At 45.3% G+C, this 13,765-nt stretch carries 14 protein-coding genes and 2 tRNA genes; 12 read left to right on the forward strand and 4 right to left on the reverse strand.

Annotated features, from left to right (window positions below; all coding sequences use genetic code 11):
- Positions 1-421 precede the first annotated feature (421 nt).
- The 4 genes from GQS64_RS06920 to GQS64_RS06935 form a co-directional block, all read right to left on the reverse strand.
- Complete coding sequence (locus GQS64_RS06920) at positions 422-1,069, reverse strand: TPM domain-containing protein (protein WP_198231085.1); 648 nt, start codon at positions 1,067-1,069, stop codon at positions 422-424.
- Entirely contained in the window at positions 1,069-1,929 is an 861-nt protein-coding gene (locus tag GQS64_RS06925; protein WP_198231086.1) for a TPM domain-containing protein, read from the reverse strand. Before GQS64_RS06925 ends, GQS64_RS06920 begins: the two co-directional genes overlap by 1 nt.
- Positions 1,926-2,555, reverse strand: coding sequence for a LemA family protein (locus GQS64_RS06930; RefSeq protein ID WP_198231087.1), 630 nt, complete (start codon positions 2,553-2,555; stop codon positions 1,926-1,928). The genes GQS64_RS06925 and GQS64_RS06930 overlap by 4 nt, the downstream gene beginning before the upstream one ends.
- 545 nt (positions 2,556-3,100) lie before the next feature.
- A tRNA-Val gene (locus tag GQS64_RS06935) sits at positions 3,101-3,176 on the reverse strand.
- 238 nt (positions 3,177-3,414) lie between these two features.
- Here GQS64_RS06935 and GQS64_RS06940 point away from each other — a divergent pair.
- The 12 genes from GQS64_RS06940 (at position 3,415) to nuoK (ending at position 13,761) form a co-directional block, all read left to right on the forward strand.
- Positions 3,415-3,491: transfer RNA gene (locus GQS64_RS06940), tRNA-Asp, on the forward strand.
- A 578-nt stretch (positions 3,492-4,069) separates the two neighbouring features.
- Positions 4,070-4,435, forward strand: a complete 366-nt coding sequence (locus GQS64_RS06945; RefSeq protein WP_077992125.1) for an NADH-quinone oxidoreductase subunit A — start codon at positions 4,070-4,072, stop codon at positions 4,433-4,435.
- On the forward strand, positions 4,426-5,007 hold the full coding sequence (locus GQS64_RS06950) for a NuoB/complex I 20 kDa subunit family protein (RefSeq protein ID WP_077992127.1): 582 nt from the start codon (positions 4,426-4,428) through the stop codon (positions 5,005-5,007). Before GQS64_RS06945 ends, GQS64_RS06950 begins: the two co-directional genes overlap by 10 nt.
- Positions 5,008-5,022: 15 nt before the next feature.
- Positions 5,023-5,634 (forward strand): NADH-quinone oxidoreductase subunit C, encoded by a 612-nt coding sequence (locus GQS64_RS06955; RefSeq protein WP_198231088.1) that lies wholly within the window; start codon positions 5,023-5,025, stop codon positions 5,632-5,634.
- A gap of 117 nt (positions 5,635-5,751) precedes the next feature.
- Positions 5,752-6,942, forward strand: coding sequence for an NADH-quinone oxidoreductase subunit D (locus tag GQS64_RS06960; protein ID WP_198231089.1), 1,191 nt, complete (start codon positions 5,752-5,754; stop codon positions 6,940-6,942).
- Positions 6,942-7,601, forward strand: a complete 660-nt coding sequence (gene nuoE, locus GQS64_RS06965) for an NADH-quinone oxidoreductase subunit NuoE (protein ID WP_198231090.1) — start codon at positions 6,942-6,944, stop codon at positions 7,599-7,601. Before GQS64_RS06960 ends, nuoE begins: the two co-directional genes overlap by 1 nt.
- A 104-nt stretch (positions 7,602-7,705) precedes the next feature.
- A complete protein-coding gene (gene nuoF, locus GQS64_RS06970) occupies positions 7,706-9,013 on the forward strand; it encodes an NADH-quinone oxidoreductase subunit NuoF (protein WP_198231091.1) in 1,308 nt (435 codons plus the stop codon).
- A 65-nt stretch (positions 9,014-9,078) separates the two neighbouring features.
- Entirely contained in the window at positions 9,079-11,148 is a 2,070-nt protein-coding gene (gene nuoG, locus GQS64_RS06975) for an NADH-quinone oxidoreductase subunit NuoG (RefSeq protein ID WP_198231092.1), read from the forward strand.
- 24 nt (positions 11,149-11,172) lie between these two features.
- Positions 11,173-12,219, forward strand: coding sequence for an NADH-quinone oxidoreductase subunit NuoH (gene nuoH, locus GQS64_RS06980; protein WP_077992137.1), 1,047 nt, complete (start codon positions 11,173-11,175; stop codon positions 12,217-12,219).
- 11 nt (positions 12,220-12,230) lie between these two features.
- Complete coding sequence (gene nuoI, locus GQS64_RS06985) at positions 12,231-12,722, forward strand: NADH-quinone oxidoreductase subunit NuoI (protein ID WP_077992139.1); 492 nt, start codon at positions 12,231-12,233, stop codon at positions 12,720-12,722.
- A gap of 96 nt (positions 12,723-12,818) precedes the next feature.
- Positions 12,819-13,439 carry an NADH-quinone oxidoreductase subunit J gene (locus tag GQS64_RS06990; RefSeq protein ID WP_077992141.1) on the forward strand — a complete coding sequence of 207 codons (621 nt, stop codon included), beginning with the start codon at positions 12,819-12,821 and terminating at the stop codon, positions 13,437-13,439.
- Positions 13,440-13,452: 13 nt separating this feature from the next.
- Entirely contained in the window at positions 13,453-13,761 is a 309-nt protein-coding gene (gene nuoK, locus GQS64_RS06995; protein WP_075870696.1) for an NADH-quinone oxidoreductase subunit NuoK, read from the forward strand.
- The last annotated feature ends 4 nt before the right edge of the window (positions 13,762-13,765 follow it).

Raw genomic sequence — 13,765 nt, forward strand, 5'->3', positions numbered from 1 at the left:
ACGATATGTCGGAATCGAAGATCGGTTGAACCGGATTTACTATTGTTGGGAATTTTTTTACAAAAATCTGTTTCAACTCGGAGCACTCCTTGAAACAGGTGTTTATTTTCATGTTTACAACTTTATTTCACCGAGTGCCGATGCACCCTCGAAAGGACATCGGGAGAGATTTCAGCATGGATTTAAATATTTTAATTTTGAATAATACAATCTATAATATATAAATGGACGTGAAAATTTCATCCTTTAACATTCACGTAATATAATATTATTATTTATAATTAACAAAAATATCGCGAATACAACGATAATATAAAATATTATTCTTCATTTCAGTCGTATTCATCTTTTTTAATCGGATCAACCGAACGGTTTATGGTTCATGATAGATATAAAATCGTTACAACAAACAGAATAAGAGTCAGATTACAACAATACGATCAGGAAGTTCGTTATCTATGTGGCTGTTTCGAGGGAAAAATTGTGTCAATATTTCACCGGATTTTTGTATGGATTCGATAAATGCACCGTTAATGTCTCCATCACGCGCTTTTTTCACCATTCCGTTTATAATTCTTTTCCATGTTTCCGGTGGGACTTTTTCCGCAATTTTCACGTCAGCTATAATCTCTGCGTAATGTTCAGCTTGCGAAATGAAGAGAAGAATTCCGGTTCGCTTCGTCGTCCTGTTAATGTTTTGTGCAAGGAATTGACGTGCGGCGTTCGCGTGGCAAATACGGTTTTTGATTGCACCCGGTGTAATGAGCAGTCTCAATGCTGGGATGATGGACAGGTAAAACAATCCCAAAAGATGAACGGAAAGAACTACCGTAGCGAAATAGTGCAGGGGAATATCATGCCACCCCCAATGCAACATATATGCGCCAATGATTGAAACGAAAAATATAGTGACCGTCCAGATGAAAAACGAAATAAAGAAATAGCTATCGCTTTCTTTCGCAAAAACTGCGTAAATTTCGCCGTCTGTTGTCGCTTCGGCAGAACGAATAGCTGCGCTGATTTCGTCGTGTTGAATGACATCTAATGAAACAGGTTTATTTGTCTGCATTACCATCTCCCCGACGCGCCGCCACCGCCGGACGATCCTCCGCCACCGCCAAATCCTCCACCGAAACCGCCACCAAATCCGCCGGAACCACCACCAAAGCCTCCACCGAAACCGCCACCTCGACCTGATCCGAGGAACCACAACACAAATACAATGCCAAGCCAGCGATAGCGCCGCGGACCAACTTTGGTTCCGAAAATAGAGGCGAGTATCGGAAGTACGACAAATATAAAAAAGATGGCAAAGGTTACAAAATTGGCAAGAAGTTCCTGTTTTCTCTGTTCCTCGATCTTTTGCTGTTCAATTTGTTGATAGGCTTTTATACGCGACTCAAAATCCGCTTTATTGCCCGTTAAAACCTCTTCGATCGCAGTGACGCCATCTTTTATTCCTTTATCAAAATTTTCTTCGCGAAAATTCGGCAAAATTATAGCATTGATAATAGTCGCCGAGAGTGCGTCCGTCAGAACACCTTCAAGTCCGTATCCGACCTCGATTCTCACCGCACGTTCATTCGGCGCCACGAGGAGCATTACACCATTGTTAATTTGTTTTTGGCCTAATGCCCAATGTCTGAACAAACTGTTTGCATAGGTTTCGATATCGTAGCCGGAGAGGCTCGATAAAGTCACCACAACTATCTGATCGCCGGTTTTTTCCTCAAGAGAGGCAAGTTCTGTTGTGATTGATTGTTGAGTCTCGCCGGAAAGCAAGTTCGCATTATCGACAATCCGTCCTGTCAGGCGGGGAAAATTGTCCAAACCGCCAGCCAAAGCAACGGATAACGTGCAAACCGTGCTCAGGGCCAATCCCACAAAGAAAAATATCCTTATAAAAATTGGCCAACGAATGTGAATCATTTACCGAACTCGACCTTCGGGGCTTGTTGTGCAGCTTCGTCTATCGAGAATGTCGGCATCGGTTTAGCATTACGATACCATATCCATGTCCATATCATTGTGGGCATCGTCCTGATTGCAGTATTATAAACGCGAACCGCTTCGATATAGTCGCGCCGTGCAACTGCAATGCGGTTTTCGGTTCCTTCTAGTTGCGATTGAAGTGCAAGAAAATTCTGATTTGCCTTTAAGTCGGGATAGTTTTCGGCAACGGCCATCAAGCGTGAAAGCGCACCTGTCAAATTGGATTGATTATTGATGAATTGTTGCATGGCTTCAGGGTTGTTGAGCATATCGGCGTTGATATTTGTTTGCGTTGCCTTTGCACGCGCTTCAACAACACCGGTCAAAACGGCCTGTTCATGTTGTGCATATCCTTTAACAGTTTCAACGAGATTCGGTATTAAATCGGAACGGCGTTGATACTGATTCAATACCTCGCTCCAGGCAGCGTGAGCTTTCTCTTCATTGGTCGGGATTGTATTGAAACCGCATCCTGTCAATGCTGGCAACAAAAATGAAAGTAGCAGCAAAATAAGAGGAAATTTTAACGAATGAAGTTGGTATTTCAAATGGACTGCTTGCATAAAATTATCTCCGGGTAATAAAGCCTTACAGTAGGAAATAGGAAAAATTCTTCCATTGAAAAGATCCAGCTTGTGCTTTTAATTTGTTTTGGAAGATTTACCAATCGAATCTATCATAATAAGCGTCGTCGTTATCAATCATTTTCGCCAGAGACCAGCCGGTAGCGATATTTACACGCACGACCTTTTGGTAAGCCGAAAATTTCGCCGTCGATGATATGAATATCTTGCTTCATACCGTTCAAAACATTTTTTCAAGAAGCCGCCGTCGCATATGACAATCCGCGCAAACAGCGCAGAAAACACATATCTGGCTGAAGTCCGGTGTCAGTTCAAAAGCGAATAAAAGAACATCTCGTAAAAATCTTCGCGCGCCACACATAAAAGCCACTGAACACCTTGGTTGGAGACTGTGGAATCGCAAGGATATAGAAGGGATAAGGATATAGACAGGATGAAGCAGTTTATCTAATTCCCGCCTTTTTCAAACTTTTCCTCATTTGAAAAAGATCAAAACAGAATTACAAATTTCGGGAAAAATAAAGTGGTAGGCGATGAGAGACTCGAACTCCCGACATCCTCGGTGTAAACGAGGCGCTCTACCAGCTGAGCTAATCGCCCGCCGTTACCTTGAAGCGGTAACAACTGGAGCTCTCTTTAGGCAAAACTTTTCGCAAACGCAAGAGAAAGATTGCAAAGAAATCGTTTTTTTTATCTGAAATTTTTTTAAAGCCGGTTTTCTGGTCTTTTTTCAGGAAAAAACATTTTTTATGAAAAAACTCTACGCTTGTCGCTTGACAGATGCAAACGAACACCTTAAACGACCGCACACAGTCACAATGACTGAACTGAAAAGTGCGCGGGTGTAGCTCAGTTGGTTAGAGCGCCGGCCTGTCACGCCGGAGGTCGCGGGTTCGAGTCCCGTCACTCGCGCCATTTTTCATTTAGCTTAATCGCTAATGAAAATTGGCTTTTAGTCTTATATCTTTCCTCAACGATTGTAGTTTCTTAATGTGAAGACGGATGTCTTCAAATGTAAAGACAGAATGTCACCGGTCTTTTGGCCGTTGATATGTGATTCATCTGATTTCGATAAAATTATCGGATGATAAAACAGCTGGTCTGTTCCTTTTTGAGCCAGAGGCGAGGCAAAGATTTTTGCTCGCCAAAACGTGACCAAGTGACTAAATCGGGAAATATTCATTTTTCAAATAGTGACAGAATTTGGCGAAAATGAACCAATGCATTGTTTTTGCAGGAATTTTTAAAAACAAAAATCTGTTTTACCTAAATAAGCTTACCTATTTCCCGTTCCGATTTTGCACAGCTTGTGGTTTTATGCTAGTGTTAGCTATTGCGTAACGGCGTTCGGTGGGGTAACGCTTAGCATAGATTTGTCGCACGGCATGCCCTTTAAGCTGCACGGGCGGGATTAACTTAGGAATCGACAAAATCGCTGTAATAGTGGATGTTGGTTCTGTTAGTTCGGCACCTTTAAAAGGCAGAAGTGAACCATGGCTGATCTTATAAGTTCTTATTTGCCCGTATTGATATTTATCATTGTATCGGCATTAATAGCCGGCGTACTGCTGATAATGCCATATATCGTGGCTTATCGTTCTCCGGATCCGGAAAAATTATCTGCATATGAATGCGGTTTTAATTCGTTTGATGATGCACGTATGAAATTCGATATCAGATTTTATCTGGTTTCGATTCTGTTCATTATTTTCGATCTGGAAGTTGCGTTTCTTTTCCCTTGGGCAGTGTCATTTGATGCGGTGGGCTTGTTCGGCTTTCTTTCGATGATGGTATTTCTCGCTGTGCTGACTGTCGGTTTTATTTATGAATGGAGAAAAGGAGCACTTGAATGGGATTGATTCATGACAATTCGGCATTGGTTGCTCCAAAACCGAAGGGTATTATTGACCCGAATACCGGAAAACTGATTGGTTCGGACGACGAATTTTTCAAAAATATAAGCGGCGAACTTTCCGATAAAGGGTTTTTGGTGACATCGGTTGATGCGCTTGTAACTTGGGCGCGTACCGGTTCTCTTATGTGGATGAGTTTCGGTCTCGCATGTTGCGCAATCGAATTGATGCAATGTTCAATGCCTCATTATGATAACGAACGTTTCGGCTATGCGCCGCGTGCTTCACCGCGCCAATCGGATGTTATGATGGTGGCTGGTACCTTGACGAACAAAATGGCGCCTGCGCTAAGGAAAGTTTACGATCAGATGCCGGAACCGCGTTATGTGATCTCGATGGGATCCTGTGCAAATGGCGGCGGATATTATCACTATTCCTACTCCGTTGTTCGTGGATGCGATCGTATTGTACCGGTTGATATATATATTCCCGGATGTCCTCCGACGGCAGAAGCCCTGCTTTATGGTGTGCTTTTGTTACAGAAGAAGATACGTCGCACCGGCTCGATAGAACGGTGATGAGGAGAGCACTCAATGAGTACTGAAGCGCTAAAAGAATTACAATCGTATCTCTCCGAACGCTTGGGGGATGTAATCGAGGATTCTGTTTTTGCTTATAATGAACTGACAATCATTTCCAAACTTGAAGCGATTGTTGATGTGCTGTCGTTTTTGAAAGATGATTCTCATTGTCAATTCGTCGGGATGATCGACATTTGTGGTGTGGATTATCCTGAACGTGAAAAGCGTTTCGATGTTGTCTATCATCTGCTTTCTCCACGCCATAATTTGCGTTTGCGTGTAAAAGTGCGCACCGACGAAGATACGGCTGTTCCTTCGGCTTGCAGTGTCTATCCGGGAGCGGAATGGTACGAGCGTGAAGCCTACGATATGTATGGTATTTTGTTCTCCGGTCATCCGGATTTGCGCCGTATTTTGACGGATTACGGATTTGAGGGACATCCGTTGCGCAAAGATTTTCCGACATCGGGATTTGTTGAATGCAGATATGATAATGAAGTAAAACGGGTTATTTATGAACCGGTTGTTCTTCGTCAGGAAATGCGCAATTTCGACTTCATGTCACCCTGGGAAGGTACGGAATATGTATTGCCCGGTGACGAGAAGGCAGGGGGTGCCAAATGAACGGAAAAATGACGTTTTTCAACATTGGCGATTGCAATTTTTGCGCGGGCTTGTTGAAAAAACCGGCTTTCGTCGAGTTCGATAGTTTTATGCCATTTCAAAACAGAGGAGTTGATCGTGGCTGAGGTCAATGTCCGTAATTTCAATATCAACTTTGGTCCGCAACATCCTGCTGCTCACGGTGTTTTGCGTATGGTGCTCGAACTTGATGGCGAGGTCGTAGAGCGTGTCGATCCGCATATCGGGCTACTGCATCGCGGCACTGAAAAGCTGATGGAAACCAAAACATATTTGCAAGCGACACCTTATCTTGATCGGCTTGATTATGTTGCACCTATGAATCAGGAACATGCATTTGTTCTTGCTGTCGAACGGTTGTTGGGAATCGAGGTTCCAAAGCGTGGCCAACTTATCCGCGTTCTGTTTTCTGAAATCGGACGCATACTCAATCACCTCTTGAATGTTACAACGCAGGCTATGGATGTTGGCGCTCTCACTCCGCCATTATGGGGATTTGAGCAACGCGAAAAACTAATGATCTTTTATGAACGTGCCTGCGGTGCGCGTCTTCATGCAAATTATTTTCGTCCGGGCGGTGTCCATCAGGATTTGCCTGAGGAATTGGTGGAAGATATTGGCAAGTTCATTGATCCGTTTTTGGTGGCACTTGATAAGCTTGATGCACTCGTCACGCCAAACCGAATTTTCAAACAACGTAATGTCGATATCGGTGTTGTGAAAATTGAAGATGCTTGGGTGCGCGGATTTTCGGGAGTTATGATTCGTGGTGCCGGTGTTCCTTGGGATTTGCGCAAAAGCCAGCCATATGAATGTTACGATGAGATGGATTTCGATATTCCTGTCGGGAAGAATGGCGACTGTTACGATCGTTATCTTATCCGTATGGAAGAAATGCGTCAGTCGGCACGTATTATGCGTCAATGTGTGGAACGTCTGTTAAGCACTGAAAAAGACGGTCCGGTTCTGGCTGTGGATCATAAGGTTACTCCGCCCAGAAGAGCTGCAATGAAAAGTTCTATGGAGTCGCTTATTCACCATTTCAAATTATATTCGGAAGGCTTCCACGTTCCCGCTGGCGAAGTTTATGCGGCTGTCGAAGCTCCTAAGGGCGAATTTGGTGTCTATCTGGTTTCGGAGGGTAAAAACAAACCCTACCGCGTAAAGTTGCGTGCACCCGGTTATGCGCATTTGCAAGCTATGGACTTTCTGGCGAGAGGGCACTTGCTTGCAGATGTTACCGCGATATTGGGTTCTATTGATATTGTTTTTGGAGAGGTCGATCGCTGATGTCTGTGCGCCGTCTTGCCAATGAAGCTATACAGCCTAGCTCATTTTCTTTTAATAAAGAGAATTTGAAGTGGGCAGAGAAGACTATTGCAAAATATCCGGAAGGCCGCCAAAGATCAGCAGTCATTCCATTGCTTATGCGTGCGCAAGAGCAGGAGGGGTGGGTCACCCGCGCGGCTATTGAATATGTCGCGGATATGCTTTCCATGGCCTATATTCGGGTTTTGGAAATAGCAACTTTCTATACGCAGTTTCAACTGAAACCTGTTGGTACAAAAGCGCATGTACAGGTCTGCGGAACCACTCCGTGTATGTTAAGGGGTGCCGGAGAGCTTATCAAAGTTTGTAAAAACAAGATCAATAATGCACCGTTCGAGACCAATAAAGACGGCACACTTTCATGGGAAGAGGTGGAGTGTCTTGGTGCTTGTGCAAATGCGCCCATGGTTATGATCTTCAAAGATACTTATGAAGATTTGACACCTGAAAGGTTGGAAGAAATCATTGATGCATTTGAAGCAGGGAAGGGGAGTTCTGTTCCCGTCGGTCCGCAAAACGGCAGGAAAACGTCTGAACCGGTTACCGGTTTAACGTCGTTGACTGACGGTGATGGAAATTCAACCAAGAAAAAATCTTCTACGAAGAAAGTAGAGGAATGAAATAACGCATGATTTTGAACTGACTGATAAACGGTTGGGTAACAACAATTAAAACAGTTTGAATGAAGCCGAATAACGTGTTGGAAAAAAGGAAAAGGTGAGAAATGCTGGCTGATAGTGATCGCATCTTCACCAATATATACGGGTTAAAAGACAAGTCTCTGAAAGGCGCGATGTCGCGTGGCTGCTGGGACGGAACCAAGGCTATCCTCGAAAAGGGGCGTGACTGGATCATCAACGAGATGAAAGCGTCCGGACTGCGCGGAAGAGGTGGCGCCGGTTTTCCAACGGGCATGAAGTGGTCTTTTATGCCCAAGCAAAATGACGGGCGGCCACATTATCTGGTTGTTAATGCTGATGAATCAGAACCTGGAACGTGTAAAGATCGCGAGATATTGCGTCATGATCCGCACACTTTGATTGAAGGGTGTGTCATTGCGACCTTCGCTATGGGGGCTCACACCGCTTTTATTTACGTCCGGGGCGAATATATTCGTGAACGTGAAGCCCTGCAGGCGGCCATTGATGAATGTTATGATGCCGGCCTTCTCGGTAAGAAAACTGTACACGGCCACGCTTGCGATATTATCGTTCATCACGGTGCTGGCGCTTATATTTGTGGTGAGGAGACAGCGCTTCTCGAAAGTCTGGAAGGTAAAAAGGGTCAACCGCGATTAAAACCGCCTTTCCCCGCCAATATGGGTGTTTACGGTTGTCCGACAACGGTTAACAACGTGGAATCGATTGCTGTTTCACCGACAATTTTGCGGCGTGGAGCTGCGTGGTTTTCGTCATTCGGAAGACCGAACAATGTTGGAACCAAGCTGTTTATGTTCTCCGGTCATGTCAATACGCCGTGTGTTGTCGAGGAAAGCTTGGGGCTGACATTCCGCGAATTGATCGAAAAACATGCAGGCGGCGTTCGTGGCGGTTGGGATAATCTCCTTGCGGTTATTCCGGGTGGTGCTTCCTGTCCGGTTGTGCCGGGTGAAAAAATGCCTGATGCGATTATGGATTTTGACGGCATGAAAGCAATTGGTTCGTCGTTCGGTACAGGCGGCGCAATTGTGATGGATAAAACGACCGATATTATCAAAGCAATTTGGAGAATTTCTGCGTTTTTCAAGCATGAGAGTTGCGGTCAGTGCACTCCATGTCGGGAAGGCACAGGCTGGATGATGCGCCTTTTGGGACGCATGGTCGAAGGAAGAGCACAAAAGCGTGAAATTGACCTTTTGTTCGAGGTTTCAAAGCAAGTGGAAGGACATACAATTTGCGCGTTGGGGGATGCAGCAGCTTGGCCTGTTCAAGCTTTGATAAGAAACTTCCGTCCTGAAATTGAAAAACGGATTGATGATTATACACGTAACGCTGTCCAGAGTAAGAACATTGCTTTGGAAGCAGCTGAATAAAGTCGGTAGTGTTTGAGGAAATAAAGTTTAAAGGTTAAGCGGGTTGTCCGCGGACTGGAATAACAATGGCGAAGATCAAAATTAACGGAAAAGAGATCGAAGTACCGGATCACTATACGCTTCTTCAGGCTGCCGAGGCAGCCGGAGCGGAAGTGCCGCGTTTCTGCTTTCACGAGAGGCTTTCGGTCGCGGGAAACTGTCGCATGTGTCTTGTCGAGGTTAAGGGTGGTCCGCCCAAGCCGACAGCCTCTTGCGCAATGGGTGTTCGTGATCTGCGTCCGGGGCCGAACGGTGAGCCTCCGGAGATGTTCACCAATACCCCTATGGTCAAAAAAGCTCGTGAAGGGGTGATGGAATTTCTTCTTATCAATCACCCGCTTGATTGCCCGATTTGCGATCAGGGCGGCGAATGTGATTTGCAAGATCAGGCTATGGCTTATGGCCATGATTTTTCACGTTACACGGAAGATAAGCGCGCGGTCGAGAACAAATATATCGGACCGTTGGTAAAGACGGTAATGACACGTTGTATCCATTGCACAAGATGTGTGCGTTTCACAACGGAAGTTGCCGGAATATCGGAGCTTGGGTTAATCGGTCGTGGTGAAGATGCAGAGATTACTACTTATCTTCAGCAGGCTATGACATCCGAATTGCAGGGAAATGTCATTGATCTCTGCCCTGTCGGTGCTTTAACCTCCCGTCCTTACGCGTTCCATGCTCGTCCGTGGGAATTGACCAAGACCGAGACCATCGACGTTATGGATGGTATGGGGTGTGCCATTAGAGTTGATACGCGTGGACGCGAAGTCATGCGTATTATGCCTCGTGTTAATGACGATATTAACGAAGAGTGGATTTCGGATAAAACCCGTTTCATTTGGGACGGGCTCCGCACCCAGAGGCTTGATCGGCCTTATGTTCGCAAAAACGGAAAACTGGTGGAAGCCGGTTGGTCTGAAGCTTTTGCAGCGATAAAATCGGCTGTCGAGCTTGCATCGTCCGATAAAATCGGTGCAGTTGCCGGCGATTTTGCAACTGTGGAAGAGATGTATGCACTGAAAATGTTGCTTCAGTCTCTTGGTTCTACAGCTGTCGATTGTCGGCAGGATGGAAGTGCTCCTTCAAACGAGACGGGACGCGCTTCATATATCTTCAATCCGACGATTGCGGGGATTGAAGCCGCTGATGCATTATTGATTATCGGCTCGAACCCGCGGTTTGAAGCTGCTGTGATGAATGCGAGATTCCGCAAGCGTGAACGGCAGAACAACTTCCCGATCGGTCTGATCGGCGAGCAAGTGGATTTGCGTTATCCTTATACCTATCTTGGTGCGGGGGCAGATACTCTTGCCCAGCTTATTGACGGCAAGAACGAGTTTTTCGAGGTTTTGAAAAAAGCTGAAAAACCGTTGATCCTTGTTGGGCAATCAGCATTGACCGGAGAGAATGGCGAAGCAACTTTGAAGGCGATAGCCAAGCTTTGTGATGAAGTCGGCGCGTTTTCGGAAAATTGGAACGGTTTTGCTGTTCTGCAGACGGCTGCTTCCCGTGTTGGTGGATTGGATATCGGTTTCTCCTCGCCATTTGGTGCGGAAAATATCGTAAAATCATCCGACGTATTGTTCCTTCTCGGTGCTGATGAAATCAACCTCGATCAGAAAAAAGGGTTTACGGTTTATATCGGAAGTCATGGTGATAACGGAGCGCAGAACGCAGATGTTGTTTTACCGGCTTCTGCGTATACCGAGAAATCCGGTATCTATGTCAATACAGAGGGACGGGTGCAAATGACTGCCCGTGCAGCATTTGCTCCAGGTGAAGCGAAAGAAGATTGGGCAATTATAAGAGCTCTATCCGAAGTTCTCGGTCACAAATTGCCGTTTGATTCACTTGCTGAATTGCGAAAGAACCTGTTCGGTAATTTCCCTCATATGGCGAATGTGAACGCCATTAAGACCGGTGACAGTAAAGAGTTGATAAAACTCGGCTCACATCCGGTGAAACTTGGCAAACAAACATTTTCGTCTTTGATAAAAGACTTCTATTTGACGAACCCGATTGCCCGTGCGTCGGCTGTGATGGCTGAATGTTCAGCTCTCGCCAAAGCCCGACTGACAGAAGCGGCAGAATGAAGGTAGAGAGGAAAAATAAAGACAATGGCTGATTTCTTTATGACCTGGCTGCTTCCCCTGCTGATAATTGTCGGCAAAGCGGTACTGCTTTTGGTAGTTTTGTTGGTTATTATCGCTTACCTTCTTTATGCCGATAGAAAGATTTGGGCGGCAGTCCAGTTGCGCCGCGGGCCCAATGTGGTGGGGCCTTGGGGTTTGTTTCAATCTTTTGCGGATTTGATCAAATTTGTTGTCAAAGAGCCGATTATTCCTGCAGGTGCAAATAAGGGTGTGTTTTTGCTCGCACCATTTATTTCCTCGACATTGGCATTATCGGCATGGGCTGTCGTTCCGGTTAACGAAGGTTGGGCGGTAGCCAGTATCAATATCGGTCTTCTCTATATTCTCGCTATATCTTCTCTTGAAGTTTACGGCGTTATTATGGGAGGATGGGCTTCGAACTCGAAATATCCTTTTCTGGGTGCTTTGCGTTCCACCGCCCAAATGGTTTCCTATGAAGTTTCAATAGGCTTTGTTCTGGTAACCGTTATTCTGGTGAGCGGTTCACTTGATCTGACAACGATTGTTAATGGACAGAAAGCAGGACTTGGTACAAATATCGGGTTACCATTCAATACATTCCTTGACTGGAACTGGTTGGCACTATTTCCGATGTTTATCATCTTTTTCATTTCGGCTTTGGCCGAAACGAACCGCCCGCCATTCGATTTGGTTGAAGCGGAGTCGGAACTGGTTGCCGGACATATGATCGAATATTCTTCGACACCCTATATGCTGTTCTTCCTTGGAGAATATGTTGCAATCGTTTTGATGTGCGCGTTGACAACTATTCTTTTCTTAGGCGGGTGGCTGCCTCCACTTGATGTCTGGTGGCTCAATTGGGTTCCCGGAATTATCTGGTTTGTCTTGAAAGTTTGCTTTGTTTTCTTCTGGTTTGCCATGGTGAAAGCATTCGTTCCCCGTTACCGTTATGACCAATTGATGAGATTGGGGTGGAAAGTGTTCCTGCCTATTTCACTTGCAATGGTCGTTATTACGGCAGCCTATTTGAAATTTGTAAGTTTTAGTTGAGGGTGAAGGATATGTCTGGTCTTTTTCGAGCTGCCAAGTCACTTCTTCTGATAGAATTCTGGAGTGCATTCTGGCTATCCATGCGCCAGTTTGTCGCTCCGAAACCGACGATCAACTATCCTTACGAGAAGGGGTATGTGTCACCACGTTTTCGCGGTGAACACGCCTTGCGGCGTTACCCCAATGGTGAGGAACGGTGTATTGCTTGCAAATTATGCGAGGCCATTTGTCCGGCACAAGCTATCACAATTGAAGCTGGTCCGAGACGAAATGACGGAACCCGTCGCACAGTTCGTTACGACATCGATATGGTTAAATGTATCTATTGCGGTTTTTGTCAGGAAGCTTGCCCCGTGGAAGCCATTGTTGAAGGTCCCAACTTTGAGTTCGCCACTGAAACCAGGGAGGAGCTTTATTATGACAAAGAAAAACTGCTTTCAAACGGTGACCGGTGGGAGCGTGAAATAGCAAGAAATATTGCTATGGATGCACCTTATCGGTGAAGTGGGAAAATCGCGTGGTCGCGTTTATTGACGCGGCAAAATATAAATCGGCGTAATTATTTGCGTCAACGTTTTGGTTTAACTTAGGGGAAACCAATGTTAACAGGTATAGCAGCGGCATTCTTTTATTTGTTCGCTTTCATTATGCTGGCAAGCGCAGTTCTGGTTGTTGCCGCGCGTAATCCGGTGCATTCGGTATTGTTTCTAATACTTGCGTTTTTCAACGCGGCCGCGTTGTTCATTTTAACAGGAGCCGAATTTCTCGGTCTTATTCTGCTTGTTGTGTATGTGGGTGCGGTCGCTGTTCTGTTCTTGTTCGTCGTTATGATGCTCGATGTCGATTTCGCAGAGCTGAAAAGTGGCGCATTGAAATATGCTCCGATCGGCGCACTGGTCGGTATTATTATAGCAGTCGAACTGATTGTGGTGTTCGCAAGTTCGCATTTTTCGCCAACATTGGCAGAACATGTGACCGAACCGATGCCAAGTTTGACAGAGCGAACCAATACTCAGGCTTTAGGCGACATTCTCTATACGGATTATGTTTTCTATTTCCAACTTGCCGGTCTTGTTTTGCTTGTTGCAATGATTGGTGCGATTGTTTTGACCTTGCATCATCGTTCAGGCGTGAAAAGGCAATCAATTTCCAAACAGGTTGCACGCATGCCTGAAGACACGCTTGAAATTAAAAAAGTTGAATCTGGTAAAGGTATTTAACGGGAAGAATAATATGCACATTGAAATTGCTCACTATCTGACCGTTTCTGCATTGTTGTTCACAATTGGTGTCTTTGGCATTTTTCTGAACAGAAAAAACGTCATTATTATTCTGATGTCGATTGAGCTCATATTGCTTTCAGTCAATTTAAATTTTGTGGCCTTTTCTTCGGTTCTGCACGATCTTGTGGGGCAAGTATTTGCGCTCTTTGTGTTGACCGTTGCTGCAGCAGAAGCTGCAATCGGCTTGGCTATTCTGGTTGTATTCTATCGTAATCGCGGTTCGATTGCGGTCGAAGATGTTAACGTGATGAAAGGCTGACGCG

This window comes from Bartonella sp. P0282 (genome assembly GCF_048452985.1).
Taxonomy (GTDB): Bacteria; Pseudomonadota; Alphaproteobacteria; order Rhizobiales; family Rhizobiaceae; genus Bartonella; species Bartonella choladocola.

Coding starts and splice junctions, on each gene's coding strand:
- GQS64_RS06920 (WP_198231085.1), bottom strand. CDS start 1,069: ATGCAGACAAATAAACCTGTTTCATTAGATGTCATTCAACACGACGAA.
- GQS64_RS06925 (WP_198231086.1), bottom strand. CDS start 1,929: ATGATTCACATTCGTTGGCCAATTTTTATAAGGATATTTTTCTTTGTG.
- GQS64_RS06930 (WP_198231087.1), bottom strand. CDS start 2,555: ATGCAAGCAGTCCATTTGAAATACCAACTTCATTCGTTAAAATTTCCT.
- GQS64_RS06945 (WP_077992125.1), top strand. CDS start 4,070: ATGGCTGATCTTATAAGTTCTTATTTGCCCGTATTGATATTTATCATT.
- GQS64_RS06950 (WP_077992127.1), top strand. CDS start 4,426: ATGGGATTGATTCATGACAATTCGGCATTGGTTGCTCCAAAACCGAAG.
- GQS64_RS06955 (WP_198231088.1), top strand. CDS start 5,023: ATGAGTACTGAAGCGCTAAAAGAATTACAATCGTATCTCTCCGAACGC.
- nuoE (WP_198231090.1), top strand. CDS start 6,942: ATGTCTGTGCGCCGTCTTGCCAATGAAGCTATACAGCCTAGCTCATTT.
- nuoF (WP_198231091.1), top strand. CDS start 7,706: ATGCTGGCTGATAGTGATCGCATCTTCACCAATATATACGGGTTAAAA.
- nuoG (WP_198231092.1), top strand. CDS start 9,079: ATGGCGAAGATCAAAATTAACGGAAAAGAGATCGAAGTACCGGATCAC.
- nuoH (WP_077992137.1), top strand. CDS start 11,173: ATGGCTGATTTCTTTATGACCTGGCTGCTTCCCCTGCTGATAATTGTC.
- nuoI (WP_077992139.1), top strand. CDS start 12,231: ATGTCTGGTCTTTTTCGAGCTGCCAAGTCACTTCTTCTGATAGAATTC.
- GQS64_RS06990 (WP_077992141.1), top strand. CDS start 12,819: ATGTTAACAGGTATAGCAGCGGCATTCTTTTATTTGTTCGCTTTCATT.
- nuoK (WP_075870696.1), top strand. CDS start 13,453: ATGCACATTGAAATTGCTCACTATCTGACCGTTTCTGCATTGTTGTTC.